This window comes from Streptomyces sp. NPDC052236, assembly GCF_044548015.1.
Taxonomy (GTDB): Bacteria; Actinomycetota; Actinomycetes; order Streptomycetales; family Streptomycetaceae; genus Streptomyces.
Genome location: NZ_JBIUBL010000006.1, coordinates 218067 through 235306 on the forward strand (window position 1 = coordinate 218067; position 17240 = coordinate 235306).

Sequence of the window (17240 nt, forward strand, 5' to 3'; positions counted from 1 at the left end):
GGCCCCCGGGGGCGGTGAGTGCTCAGTAGCTGGGGAGTCGCCGGGGGCCGAGGTCGGCGCGGGCGGGGGGCGGGGCGAGCCGTACGGACGCGCCGAGCACGGAGAGGCCATGCTGAGCGACGACGACCGGTTCGAGACTGATTCCGATCATTTCGGGGTGGTCGTCCACCAGTCGTGACACCCGGAGCAGCAGTTCTTCGAGGGCGGGGGTGTCGACGGGGGCGGAGCCGCGCCAGCCGAAGAGGAGCGGGGCGGTGCGGATGGACCGGATGAGTTCGGCGGCGTCCCGGTCGGTGGCGGGGATCAGCCGGTGGGCGGTGTCGCCGAGCAGCTCGGAGGGGGCCCCGGCAAGACCGAAGGAGAGGACGGCGCCGACGGCGGGGTCGATGGCGGCGCGTATGACGGTGTCGACGCCGCGTGGGGCCATGGCCTGGACGACGGGTTGCAGCTCGGCGGGCTTGCCGAAGGCGTCGGTCAATTCGGCGTAGGCCTGTCGCAGTTGCGCTTCGTTGGAGAGGTCGAGCCGTACGCCGCCGAGGTCGGCGCGGTGGCGGAGGTGCGGGGCGGTGGTCTTGAGGGCGACGGGGTAGCCGAGGCGGACGGCGGCTGCGACGGCGGCGTCGGGGCCGGGCGCGGGGAGGGCGGGGCGGACGGGGATGCCGTACCGGCCGAGCAGCTCGCCGGTGGCGTCGGGGGCGAGGGTGATGCCACGGGGGTCGGTGTCCGCGCCGAGGAGCTGCTCGATCTGGGCGGCGGCGCCGGCCTCGTCGATGTTCTCGTACTGCGGGACCTTGCCGGGGTCGGCGGCCTGGCGGCGCCACTGGGCGTACTTCACGGCTTCGGAGAGGGCGCGGACGGCACGCTCGGCGGCGGGGTAGGCGGGGATACGGGAGGTGTACGGGGTGAGGGCGGGCGCGGGCGCGGGGTAACGGTCGGCGGAGCCCCCGCCTGACCGGCGCCAATCGGGGGTGGGCCTGCCGCGGTCTGCTGCGGGGCCGGGACCATGGCCTGGGCTGCGGCCGTGGCCGTGGCCCTGGCTGTGGCCGTGGCCGGGCGCTGCCGCGCGGGGAGCGGCCGGGCCGGGGCCGGTAGCTCCCGGATCGGACGCCGCTGTCGGGCCGGGGGGTGAGGCCTGGAGCCTTGGGGCCGGTGCCCCGCCGGGGGCCGCCGCAGATGCCGGGACCTCGCCCTGGCCCGTAGAGCCCGCAGCGGACGCAGCTGCTGAGGCCGTGCCCGGGCCTGAAGTCCGGGGACCCCGGTCCGGCTCCGCACCCGCCGCTCCGTCGGATGCCGGGCCCGGGCCCGTAGAGCCCGCAGCGGACACCGCTGCTGAGGCCGTGCCCGGGGTCGCCCCCGGGGCCGTGCCCGGGGCCGAGGCAGCGCCCAGGCCCGGCTCCGCAGGCGCCGTCATCGCGGGCGTCGCCCCCGGTGGACTGCCCTCGCTCGCCTCGCGGCCCGGGCCCGAATGGTCCGGAGCCTGGCCCGCACCCGCACCCGAAGGCGCCACCCCTGCGGACGCCGACGAGGCCGAGGACACCGTGTGAGACGCCTCCCCCAGTGCCTCCGCCAAGCCGCCCATCTCCACATGCACCACCGCCACCGGTTTGGCCGGAGCCGTCCTCGCCGCCTCCCGCAGCGCCGTCGCCAGGACCTCGCCGTCGCCCGATTCCGTGACGCCGTTCTCCCCGACCCACGGAATCGCTGTCACCACCACCGCGTCGCACCCGTCGTCCACCAGCGCCTCGGCGACCGCGGCGCGGAAGTCCGCCGGCGTGGCCATCGTCGTGAGGTCGCGCGGCGGCAGGGGCCGCAGCCCCTCCGTGAGGCACGCGTCGTACGTCAGCAGCCCGAGCGACTCCGAGTTGCCGACGATCGCGACCCGCGGCCCCGCCGGCAGCGGCTGCCCGGCGAGCAGCAGGCCCGCGTCGACGAGTTCGGTGACGGTGTCGACGCGGATCACGCCCGCCTGGCGCAGCAGCGCGCCTACCGTCGCGTCCGGGAGCCGGGTCACCGGCACCGCGTGGCCGGGCGGGGCGCTGCCGCTGTGGCGGGCGCCCTTGACGACGACGACCGGCTTCACCGCAGCCGTACGCCGGACGAGCCGGGTGAATTTACGGGGATTGCCGATCGATTCGAGGTACAGCAGCACCACATCGGTGTCCGGGTCCTCGTACCAGTACTGGAGAAAGTCGTTCCCGGACACGTCCGCGCGGTTGCCGGACGAGATGAAGGAGGACAGGCCCGCGCCGCGCCGGTGCAGGCCGGCGAGCAGGGCGATGCCGATCGCGCCGGACTGCGTGAACAGCCCGATGCGGCCGGGCGCCGGGGCCTCGGGCGCCAGCGAGGCGTTGAGGCGGACGGCCCCGGACGTGCTGATGACGCCGAACGAGTTCGGGCCGATGACCCGCATCCCGTACGAACGGGCCTGCCGCACCAGTTCGCGCTGGCGCTCCCGCCCCGCCGCGCCGCTCTCGGCGTACCCCGCGGTGACGACGATCAGGCCCTGGACGCCATGGGCGCCGCAGTCGGCGACCGCCTCCGGCACCCGCTCGGCAGGCACGGCGATGACGGCGAGGTCGACGGCCTCGCCGATGTCGCCGACGCTGCGGAAGCCGGGGACGCCGTCCACCTCGTACGGCCCCGCCGGGAAGGCGCGGTTCACGGCGTACGTACGGCCCGTGAACCCGGCGCGCAGCAGGTTGCGCAGGACGGTGCGGCCGACGCCGCCGGGCGCGCGCCCGGTGCCGACGACGGCGACCGACCCCGGCGCGAGCAGCCGCTGCACGGAGCGTGCCTCGGCGCGCTGCTCACGGCCGCGCTGGACGGCGAGGGACTCCTCGGTCGGTTCGAGATCGAGGGTCAGATGGACCGAGCCGTCCTCGAAGGAGCGCCGCTGGGTGTACCCGGCGTCCCTGAACACCTTGATCATTTTGGTGTTGGCAGGCAGCACCTCCGCGGCGAAGCGCCGGATGCCCCGCTCGCGCGCGACCGCGGCGATGTGTTCCAGCAGCGCGGAGGCGACACCGCGGCCCTGATGGGCGTCCTGGACGAGGAAGGCGACCTCGGCCTCGTCGGCAGGCGCGCTCGCGGGCATGCCGTCCGCGTTGATCCGGTCGTAGCGGACGGTGGCGATGAACTCGCCGCCCACCGTGACCGCGAGGCCCACCCGGTCCACGTAGTCGTGGTGCGTGAAGCGGTGCACGTCCTTGTCGGAGAGCCGGGGGTAGGGCGCGAAGAAGCGGTAGTACTTCGACTCCGCGGAGACCTGCTCATAGAAGCTGACCAGGCGTTCCGCGTCATCGGGGGTGATGGGCCTGATGCGAGCGGTGCCACCGTCACGCAGCACCACATCCGCTTCCCAGTGGTCCGGGTATGCGTGCTCCGACGAGGTCTGCATGCTGGAAAGCCTACGACTCGCCCCAGAGGAGCCCTGAGCAGCCGGGAGCAGCACCGGAGCAGCACCGGAACAGCCCGGGACGGAGAGCCCGGAACAGGCCGGGCACAGGGTCGCATAGGGTCGGTACGCAAGTCTGTGCGCACCGGGCGCGCAGAGGGCCAGCGTCGGCGCGTCGCACCGCATGGCAGACTGGTCTAGACAACTGCCGAGGACCTGAAGGGCAACACCATGGCTGAGCGCCGCGTCAACGTCGGCTGGGCCGAGGGCCTCCACGCCCGCCCCGCTTCCATCTTCGTCCGCGCCGCCACGGCCGCCGGCGTCCCCATGACAATCGCCAAGACCGACGGCAAGCCGGTCAACGCCGCCTCCATGCTGGCCGTGCTCGGCCTGGGCGCGCAGGGCGGCGAGGAGATCGTCCTGGCTTCCGATGCGGAAGGCGCCGACATGGCCCTGGACCGTCTGGCCAAGCTGGTCGCCGAGGGGCTCGACGAGCTTCCCGAAACCGTCTGAGACTGCTCAGAGCCGAAGAGGGGAATTAGTCCTTCTTCCCACGACAAAGCCGCGGTGTCCCGCGGTGTCCCGAATTCGGGACACCGCGGTTTAATTCTTTGGGCTTTCTTGTATACAGCGCGACTGTTAATTACGGACGCTCGCCGTGTTTACGGCATGTTGCGAAGTCCTCACCCGTTCGAGGCCGCGCAGCCGGTGCGCGGCAGCGGCCCGCTCGCTGTGCAGCGCCGTCAGCGACCGCGCCCGCTCCACGTCGCCGCGTGCCACCGCGTCCACGATCGCGCCGTGCTCGGCCCAGGACTCGACCGGCTTGGCGGGCTGCTCGATGGCGTACATCCAGGCGATCTTGTGGCGCAGCTGGGTGAGCAGCGCGATGAGCCCGGGGGATCCCGACGCCTGGGCGAGCGTCTCGTGGAACCAGCTGCCCAGTGAGCGCAGGTCCTCGCCCTGGCCGCGGCGGGCCCGTTCCTGACCCAGTCTGACCAGGCCACGCAGGACTTTGAGATGCGCTTCGGTACGCCGCTGGGCGGCGCGCGCCGCTCCCATCGGCTCCAGCAGCATCCGGATCTCCAGCAGGTCGGCGGCCTCCTGCTCGCTGGGCTCGGCGACGCACGCGCCGGCGTGGCGGCGGGTGATGACGAAGCCCTCCGACTCCAGGGTGCGCAGCGCCTCACGCACCGGGACCCGGGAGACGCCGTAGCGGCGCGCCAGCTGCTCTTCGGTGAGCCGGCTGCCGCGGACGAATACACCGGAGACGATGTCGTCGCGGATCGCCGTGCATACCGAGTGCGCGGGAATGCGCATGACCGAACCTCCGCTTTAATCCGCGCGAAACGCAGCCGATTGACGCCTGTTGGGTGACTCTATTGCAATGGACACGATTTTCCGATGACAACCAGGAATCCATGGATAGCTTTTGGCCAGAGCCCCGCCGGCGCCGCGTCCCCGGGGCGGCAAACGCCGAAGGCCCCGGCGGCGTGCCGGGACCTTCGGGGCAGTACGGAGTAAGAGCTCAGAGAGGTACGGAGCTCAGGGAGGTACGGAGCTCAGACGCTGACGCCGTGCGCGCGCAGGTACGCGACCGGGTTGATGTCGGAGCCGTACTCGGCGGTGGTGCGGGCCTCGAAGTGGAGATGCGGCCCGCTGGAGTTGCCGGTCGAGCCGGAGAGGCCTATCTGCTGCCCCGGCATGACCCGCTGGCCGACCGAGACGCCGATGGACGAGAGGTGGCCGTACTGGGTGTACGAGCCGTCGTTCATCTTGATCACGATGTTGTTGCCGTACGCGCCGCCCCACCCGGCCTCGACGACCGTGCCGGAGCCGACGGCCACGACCGATGTGCCGGAAGCGGCGTGGAAGTCGACGCCGGAGTGGCTGCCGGAGGACCACTGCGAGCCGCCGGTCTGGTAGCCGGTGGAGACGTACGAACCGGCGACGGGCAGCTGGAAGGCGTTCAGCCGCTCACGCTCGGCGGCGCGGGCGGCGCGCTCCTTGTCTTCGCGCTCCTCGCGGATCTCCTGCGCACGGGCCTCGGCCCTGCGCTTCGCCTCGGCCTCGGCCTTCGCCTGGGCCTTCGCCTTGGCGACTGCCTCTTCGGCCTCCTGCTCCTGGGCCGCGGCCTGGTCGGCGAGGGTGTCGGCCAGGGAGTCGGCGGCCGCCAACTGGGTCAGGCCGGTGTTCGCGACGCCGGAGGCGCCGGTGTCGGCGGCGAGCGCCGGAGAAGCGAGGGTTCCGATCACGCCGGTGGTGGCGAAGGCCGCGGCGCCTGCCATGCTCGCGCGCCTGCGCGTCAGGCGGCTCGCGGCACGGTGCTTCCCGGGGGCACGGGTGAACGCCATGAAGTGGCTGGTCCTTTCCTTCCTTCTCGCCTACCGGGTTAGCTGACGGGTTCGGAGCAGGAAGGTCTCCTACGAGCCCCTCCGCACTGGTGCGAAGGCGCCCGATTCACCCCAGGGACACGATGTGGGTCCCCGGCTCCCCAGGCTCGCGCCTGACGGGGACTCGGCGATGGCTGTTCGATGCCGCGGGCTGCGGCGGGATACTGGCGAACAGCCGGACTGACGCTAGGCGGATCAACTTTCAATCACCAAGCAGAGAGTCGATTTTGTAGCGCATGCCACAGGACAGACGGGCAACCTCCCCAAGAAAAGGGACATAAGGAGAACCCCGGTGGCTGGTGCGCCACCGGGGTTCTCCTTGCCTGCTTCGCACGCTCGTTGCCTGCTTCGCACGCTCGTTGCCTGCTTCGCGCTCTTTGCCGGCTCGGCTCAATCAGCCTGTGACAACAGTCACTTCACCGATTCCGAGCGCCCTGACCGGCTCCTCGATCTTCGCGGCGTCGCCGACGAGGACCGTGACCAGCCGGTCCACCGGGAAGCCGCTGACGGCGGCGGCCGTCGCCTCCACGGTGCCGGTCTCCGCCAGCCGTACGTACAACTGCGCCTGGTAGTCGTCCGGAAGATACTGCTCGACCTGGTCGGCCAGCGTGCCCGCGACGGACGCCGCGGTCTCGTACTTCAGCGGGGCCACGCCCACCAGGTTCTGTACGGCGACATCGCGCTCGGCGTCGGTCAGCCCCTCGGCCGCCAGCGTGCGCAGCACCTTCCAGAGGTCGTCCAGCGCCGGGCCGGTGTTCGGGGTGTCCACCGAGCCGCTGATGGCGAGCATCGAGGCGCCCGACCCGTCCGGTGCCGAGCGCAGCACCTGGCCGAAGGCCCGTACGCCGTAGGTGTAGCCCTTCTCCTCACGCAGCACCCGGTCGAGCCGGGAGGTCAGGGTGCCCCCCAGGCAGTACGCGCCGAGGACCTGGGCGGGCCAGACGCGGTCGTGCCGGTCCGGGCCGATGCGGCCGATCAGCAGCTGCGTCTGGACGGCGCCGGGGCGGTCCACGATCACCACCCGGCCGGTGTCGTCCGCGGTGATCGGCGGTACGGGGCGGGGCTCGGCACTGTCGCCGGTCCAGGTGCCGAGGGTCTCGGCGAGCACGGCGTCCACATCGACACCGGTGAGGTCGCCGACGATCACCGCGGTGGCGGTGGCGGGCCGGACATGCGCCTCGTAGAAGGCACGTACGCCTCCGGCGTCGATCCGGGCCACGGTCTCCTCGGTGCCCTGGCGGGGGCGCGACATGCGCAGCGAGGCCGGGAAGAGCTGCTTGGAGAGCTCCTTGGCGGCGCGGCGGGCCGGATTGGCCGTCTCGTGCGGGATCTCGTCCAGCCGGTTGCGTACGAGCCGCTCGATCTCGCTGTCGGCGAAGGCGGGGGCGCGCAGCGCCTCGGCGAGCAGGCCCAGCGCCTTGGGCAGCCGGGAGACCGGGACCTCCAGGGAGACACGGACACCGGGATGGTCGGCGTGCGCGTCCAGGGTGGCGCCGCAGCGCTCCAGCTCGGCGGCGAACTCCTCCGCGCTGTGCTTGTCGGTGCCCTCCGACAGGGCGCGCGCCATGATCGTGGCGACGCCGTCGAGGCCCTTCGGCTCGGCCTCCAGCGGCGCGGCGAGGGAGATCTCGACGGCCACCACCTGCTGGCCGGGGCGGTGGCAGCGCAGCACGGTCAGGCCGTTGTGCAGCGTGCCGCGGTCGGGTGCCGGGAACGCCCAGGGGCGGGGGAGGCCGGCCGTCGGCTGCGGGTGGAACGTCATGGTCGTCAATGACATGGCAGCGTCGCTCACTGGTCCGCCCCTTCGAGCTCGTCGTTCTGGTGGTTCTCGGCGCTTTCGTCACCGGCGTCACCGTCGGCCTCGGCCTGCGCGGGGAGCGGCTCGTAGACCAGCACCGCCCTGTTCTCCGGGCGCAGCCGGGCCCCGGCCACCGCCCGTACCTCTTCCGCGGTGACGTCCAGTACCCGGTCCACCGCGGTGAGCGCCAGCTGCGGGTCGCCGAACAGCACGGCGTACCGGCACAGTTCGTCGGCGCGGCCCGCGACCGTGCCAAGCCGGTCCAGCCACTCGCGCTCCAGCTGGGCGTGTGCCCGCTCCATCTCCTCGGGTGTGGGGCCCTCGGCGGCGAATCGCGCCAGCTCCTCGTCCACCGCGGCCTCGATCTGCGGCACCTCGACGCCGCCGGACGTCTTCACGTCCAGCCAGCCCATCGAGGGCGCGCCGGCCAGCCGCAGTAGACCGAACCCGGCCGCGACGGCCGTCTGGTCGCGGCGCACCAGGCGGTTGTGCAGCCGTGAGGACTCGCCGCCGCCGAGGACGGTGAGCGCCAGGTCCGCGGCGTCGCACTCGCGTGTGCCGTCGTGCGGCAGCCGGTAGGCGGCCATCAGCGCGCGCGCCGGGACCTCCTCGACGAGCTCCTCGCGCAGCTGCCGGCCGATGTTCTCCGGGAGCGAGCCGTCGCGCGGCGGCTGCTTGCCGTCGTGGGACGGGATGGAGCCGAAGTACCTCTCGATCCAGGCGAGCGTCCGCTCCGGGTCGATGTCGCCGACGACCGACAGCACGGCGTTGTTCGGCGCGTAGTACGTACGGAAGAAGGCGCGGGCGTCCTCGAGGGTGGCCGCGTCCAGGTCGGTCATCGAGCCGATCGGCGTGTGGTGGTACGGGTGGCCCTCGGGGTAGGCGAGAGCGGTCAGCTTTTCGAACGCCGTGCCGTACGGGACGTTGTCGTACCGCTGGCGGCGCTCGTTCTTGACGACGTCGCGCTGGTTCTCCATCGACTCGTCGTCCAGGGCGGCGAGCAGCGAGCCCATGCGGTCGGCCTCCAGCCAGAGCGCCAGCTCCAGCTGATGGGTGGGCATGGTCTCGAAGTAGTTCGTGCGCTCGAAGCTGGTGGTGCCGTTCAGCGAGCCGCCGGCCCCCTGCACCAGCTCGAAGTGGCCGTTCCCCTTCACCTGGCCCGAGCCCTGGAACATCAGGTGCTCAAAGAGGTGGGCGAGGCCGGTACGGCCCTTGACCTCGTGGCGTGAGCCGACGTCGTACCAGAGGCAGACCGCGGCGACCGGGGTCAGGTGGTCCTCGGAGAGCACCACGCGCAGGCCGTTGGCCAGCCGGTGCTCTGTCGCTGTCAGGCCGCCGGAACCGGCCTGCGCTGTGGCCGTGTGACCCATGGGCATGTACGTCCCTTCGATCGCGATATGGAGAAGTCCTGCCACTGTATGCAAGCGCACTGACGCCTGGCGAAGTTCCCGGCCGAAGTTCCGGGCCCGGCGAACGGCCGAATCACGGGTCGAGGTCGGAGTTGTCAGTGGCGAGGTCCACAATGGTCCGCATCAGAACGTGAGTCCTGCCCCGCAAGAGCGAGAAGGAGCCGCAGCAGCGATGGCCCGCCGCAGCACGAAGACACCGCCGCCGGACGACTACGAGGAGAAGATCCTCGACATCGACGTCGTCGACGAGATGCAGGGCTCCTTCCTTGAGTACGCGTACTCGGTGATCTACTCCAGGGCCCTGCCCGACGCCCGCGACGGCATGAAGCCGGTACACCGCCGCATCGTCTACCAGATGAACGAAATGGGCCTGCGCCCCGACCGGGGCTATGTGAAGTGCGCCCGCGTCGTCGGCGAGGTCATGGGTAAATTGCACCCGCACGGAGACGCGTCGATCTATGACGCGCTGGTGCGGATGGCGCAGCCGTTCTCCATGCGCCTGCCCCTGGTCGACGGCCATGGGAACTTCGGTTCCCTCGGCAATGACGACCCGCCCGCCGCCATGCGGTACACCGAATGCCGGATGGCCGATGCCACCACCCTGATGACGGAGTCCATCGACGAGGACACCGTCAACTTCCAGTCGAACTACGACGGGCAGGAGCAGGAGCCGATCGTGCTCCCCGCCGCCTACCCGAACCTGCTGGTCAACGGCGCGTCCGGGATCGCCGTCGGCATGGCTACGAACATGCCGCCGCACAATCTGGGCGAGGTGATCGCCGCCGCGCGCCATCTGATCAGGCACCCTGGGGCGGATCTGGAGGCGCTGATGCGCTTCGTCCCCGGACCGGACCTGCCGACCGGCGGCCGGATCGTGGGCCTGACGGGCATCAAGGACGCGTACGCGGCCGGCCGCGGCACCTTCAAGATCCGCGCGACGGTCTCGGTGGAGGACGTCACGGCGCGCCGCAAGGGCCTGGTGATCACCGAACTGCCCTTCACGGTCGGTCCGGAGAAGGTGATCGCGAAGATCAAGGACCTGGTCGGCGCGAAGAAGCTCCAGGGCATCTCGGACGTCAAGGACCTCACCGACCGTTCGCACGGTCTGCGCCTGGTCATCGAGGTGAAGAACGGCTTCATCCCCGAAGCCGTGCTGGAGCAGCTCTACAAGCTGACGCCGATGGAGGAGACCTTCGGCATCAACAATGTGGCGCTGGTGGACGGCCAGCCGCTCACCCTGGGCCTCAAGGAGCTGCTGGAGGTCTATCTCGACCACCGCTTCGACGTCGTACGGCGGCGCAGCGAGTTCCGCCGGACCAAGCGGCGCGACCGGCTGCACCTGGTCGAGGGCCTGCTCGTCGCGCTGCTCGACATCGACGAGGTCATCCGCCTCATCCGGTCGAGTGAGAATTCCGCGCAGGCGAAGCAGCGGCTGATCGAGCACTTCTCGCTCAGCGAAATCCAGACCCAGTACATCCTGGACACGCCGCTGCGCCGGCTGACCAAGTTCGACAAGATCGAGCTGGAGAACGAGCGCCTGCGGCTCACCGGTGAGATCGACGAGCTGACCGGGATCCTGGACTCGGACTCAGAGCTGCGCAAGCTGGTCTCCGGCGAACTGGCGGCGGTGGCCAAGAAGTTCTCCACCCCGCGGCGCACGGTGCTGCTGGAGTCGGCGGGCACGCCGGTCGCTGCGGCGGCGCTGGAGGTCGCGGACGACCCGTGCCGGGTGCTGCTGTCCTCGACCGGGCTGCTGGCCCGTACGGCCAATGGCGAGCCCCTGGTGGACGAGGCAGGGCGCGCCAAGCACGATCTGATCGTTTCCGCGGTCCCGGCGACGCAGCGGGGCGACGTGGGGGCGGTGACCTCGGCCGGGCGGCTGCTGCGGCTCGCGGTGATCGATCTGCCGCGGCTGCCGGACACGGCGTCCGCGCCCAGCCTCTCGGGCGGGGCGCCGGTCTCCGAGTTCCTGGCGCTGGAGGGGGACGAGACGGTTGTGTGTCTCACCACGCTGGACGAGTCCTCGCCGGGCCTCGCGATCGGCACCCGGCAGGGTGTCGTGAAGCGGGTCACGCCCGAGTATCCGGCGAACAAGGAGGAGCTGGAGGTCATCACCCTCAAGGAGGGCGACACGATCGTCGGCGCGGCCGAGCTGCGTACGGGCGAGGAGGACCTGGTCTTCATCACCTCGGACGCGCAGTTGCTGCGCTACCAGGCCTCGCAGGTACGGCCGCAGGGCCGGGCGGCGGGCGGTATGGCGGGCATCAAGCTGACGGAGGGCGCCGAGGTGATCTCGTTCACGGCGGTGGACCCGGCCGCGGACGCGGTGGTCTTCACGATCGCGGGCGCGCACGGCACGCTGGACGATTCGCTGCTGACGGCGAAGCTCACGCCCTTCGACCAGTATCCGCGCAAGGGGCGTGCCACGGGTGGAGTGCGCTGTCAGCGCTTCCTCAAGGGCGAGGACGTGCTGATCCTGGCCTGGGCGGGCCCGGCGCCCGCGCGGGCGGCCCAGAAGAACGGCACACCGGCCGAGCTGCCGGAGATGGACCCGCGCCGCGACGGGTCGGGTACGCCGCTGACCTCGCCGGTCGCGGTGCTTGCAGGCCCGACGGGCTAGCCCGACGGCTGGTCGATCCGGTCGGTGTCGGGGACGTCTGTCTCCGATCCTGCCGACGGCACAAAGCGCAGGACGCCCCACATGCTCCGCTCGTCCGGGGCGTCCTGCGGACCCGTCTGCGCACAGGCCTCCAGCTCTTTCCGGAGTGCCGCCGCGTCGATCCGTGAGCCGATCAGCACCAGTTGCGTACGGCGGTCCTGGCCGCGTGCCCACGGCGACGGGTAGAAGCGCAGGAACCGGCCCACGGCATGGACGGCGTACCGGTTGTCCGGGTCGGCGGCGCCGAAGTCGACGAAGCCTTTGATCCGGTAGAGCCCTTCGGGCCGGGTGTCGAGGAAGTCCATGAGCCGGCGCGGGTGCATGGGCGCGTCCGCCGAGACGGCGACACTCTCGTACGTGGCGTGCAGATGGTCCGCGTGCTCGTGATCCTGATCCTGATCCTGATCGCGTTCGCGTTCGTCCGCTTCGTCCGCGTAGAGGTCCTCGAAGGACAGCTGGCGTACCTTCTCCTCCCGCGCAGGCCGCGCGGCGGGGTCGAAGAGCAGCTCAGGGTCGACCTGCCCGTACCGCGCGGTGATCACAGGCGTACCGCCGCTGAGCCCGCCGAGCGTGTCCAGCAGCCGCTCCAGGGCGTCGCGCTCCACCCGGTCCGTCTTGTTCAGGACGACCAGGTCGGCGATCGCGAGATGCCGGTCGAGCTCGGGATGCCGCTGCCGGGTGGCGTCGAACTCGGCCGCGTCAACCACCTCGACCAGCCCCCCGTACACAATGCGCGGATTGTCGCCCGCGAGCAGCATCCGTACGAGCTCCTGCGGCTCGGCGAGGCCACTCGCCTCGATCACGATGACGTCGATGCGGGCGGCGGGCCGGGTGAGCGTCTCCAGATACTCGTCCAGCTCGCTCGCGTCGACGGCGCAGCACAGACACCCGTTGCCGAGGGAGACGGTGGAGCCCACCTGCCCGGCGACGGTCATGGCGTCGATCTCAATGGAGCCGAAGTCATTGACGATCACGCCGACCCGGTTGCCGCCGTTGCGCCGGAGCAGGTGGTTGAGCAGGGTGGTCTTACCGGATCCCAGAAAGCCCGCGAGGACGAGGACGGGGATCTGCGGCCTGCTCAAGGGGGTACCTCCGAAGGTTCTCGGCCGCGGGCGGCTGCTGCGGCGGCCCTCAGGATAGGGGCAGGACTGGGAGGCCAGGATGGGGGCGGTTTCGGAAAGCGGGCTCGGCCATCTACCGTTCCTAGGCATGAGCCCCGGACCCACAGCCCCTGCCCGACGCCGGCGGTTCGGCTGGCCGCAGCGGGTCTTCTCGCAGGTCCTGCTGATGCAGCTGGCCATCGCCACCGGTGTCACCGTGCTGGCCACCGGCCTCTTCCTCGCGCCCCTCTCCGCCCAGCTGGACGACCAGGCGATGCGCCGGGCGCTCGCCATCGCCGAGACCACCGCGTCGCCGGACGTCGCCGATGAGCTGCTCGGCTCACGGCCGACGGCCGCCGGCCCTGTGCAGGCGACGGCCGAGCGGATCAGGGAGGCCACGGGCGCCGAGTACGTCGTGATCATGGACAAGGGCGGGGTGCGCTGGTCCCACACCTCTCCCGACCAGATCGGACGGGTCGTCTCCACCGACCCGTCGGACGCGCTCGCGGGCAAGGACGTGATGGAGATCGACAGCGGCACGCTCGGCCGCTCCGCGCGGGGAAAGGTGCCGCTGCGCGACGAGGACGGCCACATCGTCGGCGCGGTGTCGGTCGGCATCGAGTACGACAGCGTGCGCGCCCGGCTCCTCGCGGCCATCCCCGGGCTCCTCGCGTACGCGGGCGGGGCCTTGGCCGTAGGGGCGCTGGCCGCGTATCTGATCTCCCGCAGGCTTCAGCGGCAGACCCATGACCTGGCCTTCTCCGATATCTCCGCGCTGTTGGCGGAGCGCGAGGCGATGCTGCACGGTATCCGGGAGGGCGTGGTGGCCCTCGACGCGTCGGGCCGGATCCGGCTGATGAACGATGAGGCGCAGCGCCTGCTCGGCCTCGGCCCCGATGCGATGGGGCAGGCGCTGGATGTGGCGCTGGGCAACGGCCGTACGGCCGACGTGCTGGCGGGGCGGGTCACCGGCGAGGATCTGCTGACGGTACGGGGAAACCGTGTACTGATCACCAACCGGATGCCGACCGACGACGGGGGCGCGGTCGCCACGCTGCGCGACCGTACCGAGCTGGAGCAGCTCGGCCGCGAGCTGGACTCCACCCGCGGCCTGATCGACGCCCTGCGCGCACAGGACCATGAGCACGCCAACCGCCTGCACACCCTGCTCGGGCTGCTTGAGCTGGAGATGCACGAGGAGGCGGTGGAGTTCGTGACCGAGGTGGTCGGGGTGCACCGGGCGACGGCGGAGCAGGTGACCGAGAAGATCCACGATCCGCTGCTGGCCGCGCTGCTGGTGGGCAAGGCGACGGTGGCGGCGGAGCGCGGTGTGTCGCTGCGTATCGCGCCCGGCACGCTGCTGCCCGACCGGCTGGTGGACCCGCGAGGTCTGGTGACGGTCGTCGGCAATCTCGTGGACAACGCGCTGGACGCCGCCACCGGCTCACAGGATCCCGGGATCGAGGTCGAGCTGCGCGCCGAGGGCCGTACGGCCGTGCTGCGGATCACGGACAGCGGTCCAGGAGTCGCGCCCGAACAGCGAGAGCTCATCTTCACCGAGGGGTGGTCCACCAAGGAGCTGCCGGTACACGGCAAGCGCGGCCTCGGTCTTGCGCTGGTGCGCAGGCTGGCGGAGCGGCAGGGCGGCACGGCGCGGGTGCGCGAGGCGGCGGGCGGCGGGGCCGAGTTCACCGTCGTACTCCCGGAGGCGCTGACCGAACCGGGGCTGACCGAACCGGGGCTCACCGAACCTGGGCTCACCGAACCTGGGCGCTCCACGGCCGTGGAGACAGCACGATGACCGGGGAAGGCACGGCCGGGGACCTGATCGATGTCCTGGTGGTGGACGACGATGTCCGCGTGGCGAAGATCAACGCGGCCTATGTGTCCAAGGTGCCTGGCTTCCGGGTCTCCGCGACGGCCCACTCGGCCGCCGAGGCGCTGGCCCGGATCGACGACAGCCCGGTGGACCTGATCCTCCTCGACCACTATCTGCCGGACGGGAACGGGCTCGCGGTCGTACGGGAACTGCGCCGCCTCGGCCGCCAGACCGATGTGATCATGGTGACGGCGGCGCGTGATGTGGCCACCGTCCAGGCGGCGATGCGCCATGGCGCGCTCCAGTACCTGGTGAAGCCCTTCAACTTCGCCGGTCTGCGCGCCAAGCTGGAGGCGTACGCCACGCTGCGCCGCACGCTGGAGGGCGGCGGCGAGGCGGAGCAGGCGGAGGTGGACCGTATCTTCGGCGCACTGTCGGCCGGGTCGGTCGTCCCGGACCTGCCCAAGGGGCATTCGCCGACCACCGCCGAACTCGTACGGCAGGTGCTGCTGACCGCCGAGGGGCCGCTCTCCACTCAGGAGATCGCGGAACGGGCGGGGGTGAGCCGGCAGACCGCGCAGCGCTATCTGAAGCTGCTGGAACGGATGAGCCGGGTGCGGCTCAGCCTGAAGTACGGCGAGACGGGCCGCCCTGAACACCGCTACCTCTGGGGCTTCTCCGGCCTCGGGGAACACCTTCGGGACCAAGGCAACAGCCAGTAGCGGTGACGTACGGAGCACGTCGGGCGATGGAGGGCCGTCTTCGGTCCATCAAGGGACGCCATATCAAGCGCGGCTCCTCCCGGGTGGCTGCGCAAGCCCTTCCCGGTAGGCGTACCGCACCGCCTGGGCGCGGTCGTGCAGACCAGCCTTGGTGAAGAGGTTGTTGATGTGCGTCTTCACCGTGGCCGTGGATATGTGCAGCCTGCGTGCGATGTCCGCGTTGGTGAGCCCCTCCGCGATCAAGGTCAGCACCTCGCCCTCACGCGCCGTCAGGCCGTCCGGCAGCCTCGGCCCGGACAGCTCGGACGGAGCGGTGACCTGCTCCAGCAGCCTGCGCTGTACGACTGGTGAAAGCCCGCCCCGGCCGGCGACGACGTCCTGGATGGCCCGTACGATCTCGTCGCCGCCGGCGTCCTTGGTGAGATAGCCCCGCGCCCCGGCCCGCAGCGCGGGGAAGAGCGAGTCGTCGTCGGCGTACGTGGTGAGCACGACGATCTGGGTGCCGGGGTGTTCGAGGCGGATACGGCGGGTCGCCTCCACCCCGTCGCAGCGCGGCATCCGCAGATCCATCAGGACGACATCGGGCGCGAGTTCGGCGACGAGAGCGATCGCCTCGTCGCCGTCCTTCGCCGAGCCGACGACTTCGATGCCGGGCAGCAGACCCAGGAGCATCACTATGCCTTCGCGCACCACCGCCTGATCGTCGGCGACGATCACTCTGGCCACCCGCTCGGTCATGCCGGTACCCGCAGCCGCACCACGAAGCCCTCCCCTTCCGGTCCCGCCTCCAGGGTGCCGCCGAGCAGTTCCGCCCGCTCGCGCATTCCCAGCAGACCGTACCCGGCGCCCGAGGCCCCGAGCTCACCGGTCTTCGCCGTGGTGCCCGAGTCGCGTACCTCCAGGACCACTTCGCCCTCCCCGTACGTAAGCATCATCCGCACCTTGGCCCCGGGCGCGTGCTTGCGGACGTTCGTCAGGGCCTCCTGAGCCACCCGTCGTACCGCCTGCGAGGCCTCGGCTGTCAGCTGCCGCCGCTCGCCCCTCACCTCGGTCTCCGCTCCGTCGGATATGGCGAGCTCCCGCAGATAGTCCTCGACAGGCACCATCTCTCCGCGCAGCGCGGAGAGCGCCTGCCGGGTCTCGGCGAGGCCCTCGCGGGCCATGACGCGCGCCGCCACTACCCGCTCCAGGACCTGCTCCTGGAAGGGCCCTTCCGGTCCCCGCTCAATCTGTATTCGGGCCGCTTCCAGGTGTACGAGCTGCGCGGAGAGGCTGTGTGCGAGGACGTCGTGGATCTCGCGGGCGATACGGGCCCGTTCGGCGAGGGCGGCGGACGTGGCCTCCGCCTCCCGGGCGGCCCGTTCCTGCGCGAGCAGCCGGAATCCTGCGCCCCGGGCCTGGGCATCGAGGCGCAGGGCGTAGCCGGCGAGCAGCACGGCGACCAGCGCGATCACGGATCCCGCCACACCGCCGCCTTCGATCCGGGCGAACAGGCTGACCAGCACTGCGCCGATGCCCAGGGCCGGGGCCAGCGGAAGCCGTTCCAGCGCCATGATGGCGGCAGAGATCCACAGCACCGCCGATGGCACCAGCGCCCCCGCTGCGTACGAGCCACCGCCGACCGCGGCGACGACCGCGAGCAGGGCGAGCGAGGGCAGCAGACGGTTGTCCCGGGTCGTCCGGTGGTAGCGGACGATGGCCCCTACGCAGCAGACCAGGCCCAGCGGTGGGAGCACGGCCAGTCGGCCGTCGAAAGAGCCCGATGTGTACGCGCTGTAGAGCGCCCATCCCGACACGGCGGCCAGGACGGCGATGTCGAGGGCGGTACGGACGCGCGGCACTCCGATGCGGGACAGCGTTTCCCGCGCGGGCCACGCGTTCCACGCTGTCCACTGGCTGCTGAGCACGTCACGTCCTCCTCCGTCGCGCTCGATGCTACGGAGCGGCCG

Annotated in this window: 12 protein-coding genes and 1 riboswitch; of the genes, 4 read left to right on the plus strand and 8 right to left on the minus strand. The window is 71.4% G+C overall.

Translation table 11 applies throughout. The features are described 5' to 3' along the window. Positions 1-22 precede the first annotated feature (22 nt). Positions 23-3397 (minus strand): GNAT family N-acetyltransferase, encoded by a 3375-nt coding sequence (locus tag ACIHCQ_RS13240; protein ID WP_399661264.1) that lies wholly within the window; start codon positions 3395-3397, stop codon positions 23-25. A 228-nt stretch (positions 3398-3625) separates the two neighbouring features. On the opposite strand from ACIHCQ_RS13240, the gene ACIHCQ_RS13245 reads away from it, so the two are divergent. Further along, positions 3626-3907 carry an HPr family phosphocarrier protein gene (locus ACIHCQ_RS13245; RefSeq protein WP_399661266.1) on the plus strand — a complete coding sequence of 94 codons (282 nt, stop codon included), beginning with the start codon at positions 3626-3628 and terminating at the stop codon, positions 3905-3907. A gap of 126 nt (positions 3908-4033) precedes the next feature. On the opposite strand, the gene ACIHCQ_RS13250 is transcribed toward ACIHCQ_RS13245, so the two are convergent. The 4 genes from ACIHCQ_RS13250 to ACIHCQ_RS13265 form a co-directional block, all read right to left on the minus strand. Further along, the gene (locus ACIHCQ_RS13250; RefSeq protein ID WP_399661268.1) at positions 4034-4711 is read right to left on the minus strand and encodes a GntR family transcriptional regulator; all 678 of its coding nucleotides are present in this window, start codon (positions 4709-4711) and stop codon (positions 4034-4036) included. A 242-nt stretch (positions 4712-4953) separates the two neighbouring features. Then, positions 4954-5745 (minus strand): M23 family metallopeptidase, encoded by a 792-nt coding sequence (locus tag ACIHCQ_RS13255; protein WP_399661270.1) that lies wholly within the window; start codon positions 5743-5745, stop codon positions 4954-4956. Positions 5746-5757: 12 nt separating this feature from the next. Beyond that, a riboswitch (cyclic di-AMP (ydaO/yuaA leader) is annotated at positions 5758-5924 on the minus strand. A gap of 254 nt (positions 5925-6178) precedes the next feature. Next, positions 6179-7576 carry a M16 family metallopeptidase gene (locus ACIHCQ_RS13260; protein ID WP_399661272.1) on the minus strand — a complete coding sequence of 466 codons (1398 nt, stop codon included), beginning with the start codon at positions 7574-7576 and terminating at the stop codon, positions 6179-6181. Continuing rightward, positions 7573-8958 (minus strand): M16 family metallopeptidase, encoded by a 1386-nt coding sequence (locus ACIHCQ_RS13265; protein WP_399661274.1) that lies wholly within the window; start codon positions 8956-8958, stop codon positions 7573-7575. Before ACIHCQ_RS13265 ends, ACIHCQ_RS13260 begins: the two co-directional genes overlap by 4 nt. A 205-nt stretch (positions 8959-9163) precedes the next feature. On the opposite strand from ACIHCQ_RS13265, the gene ACIHCQ_RS13270 reads away from it, so the two are divergent. Beyond that, complete coding sequence (locus tag ACIHCQ_RS13270; RefSeq protein ID WP_399661276.1) at positions 9164-11611, plus strand: DNA topoisomerase (ATP-hydrolyzing) subunit A; 2448 nt, start codon at positions 9164-9166, stop codon at positions 11609-11611. Here ACIHCQ_RS13270 and ACIHCQ_RS13275 read toward each other — a convergent pair. Then, on the minus strand, positions 11608-12732 hold the full coding sequence (locus ACIHCQ_RS13275; protein WP_399661277.1) for a CobW family GTP-binding protein: 1125 nt from the start codon (positions 12730-12732) through the stop codon (positions 11608-11610). The genes ACIHCQ_RS13270 and ACIHCQ_RS13275 overlap by 4 nt on opposite strands. Positions 12733-12859: 127 nt before the next feature. Here ACIHCQ_RS13275 and ACIHCQ_RS13280 point away from each other — a divergent pair, with 127 nt between their 5' ends. Together ACIHCQ_RS13280 and ACIHCQ_RS13285 are read left to right on the plus strand one after the other, a co-directional pair. Continuing rightward, a complete protein-coding gene (locus ACIHCQ_RS13280; protein ID WP_399661279.1) occupies positions 12860-14551 on the plus strand; it encodes an ATP-binding protein in 1692 nt (563 codons plus the stop codon). A gap of 23 nt (positions 14552-14574) precedes the next feature. Further along, a complete protein-coding gene (locus ACIHCQ_RS13285; RefSeq protein WP_399661459.1) occupies positions 14575-15291 on the plus strand; it encodes a response regulator in 717 nt (238 codons plus the stop codon). A 63-nt stretch (positions 15292-15354) separates the two neighbouring features. On the opposite strand, the gene ACIHCQ_RS13290 is transcribed toward ACIHCQ_RS13285, so the two are convergent. Next, positions 15355-16029 (minus strand): response regulator, encoded by a 675-nt coding sequence (locus ACIHCQ_RS13290; protein ID WP_399661281.1) that lies wholly within the window; start codon positions 16027-16029, stop codon positions 15355-15357. Further along, positions 16026-17198, minus strand: coding sequence for a sensor histidine kinase (locus ACIHCQ_RS13295; RefSeq protein ID WP_399661283.1), 1173 nt, complete (start codon positions 17196-17198; stop codon positions 16026-16028). Before ACIHCQ_RS13295 ends, ACIHCQ_RS13290 begins: the two co-directional genes overlap by 4 nt. Positions 17199-17240 lie beyond the last annotated feature (42 nt).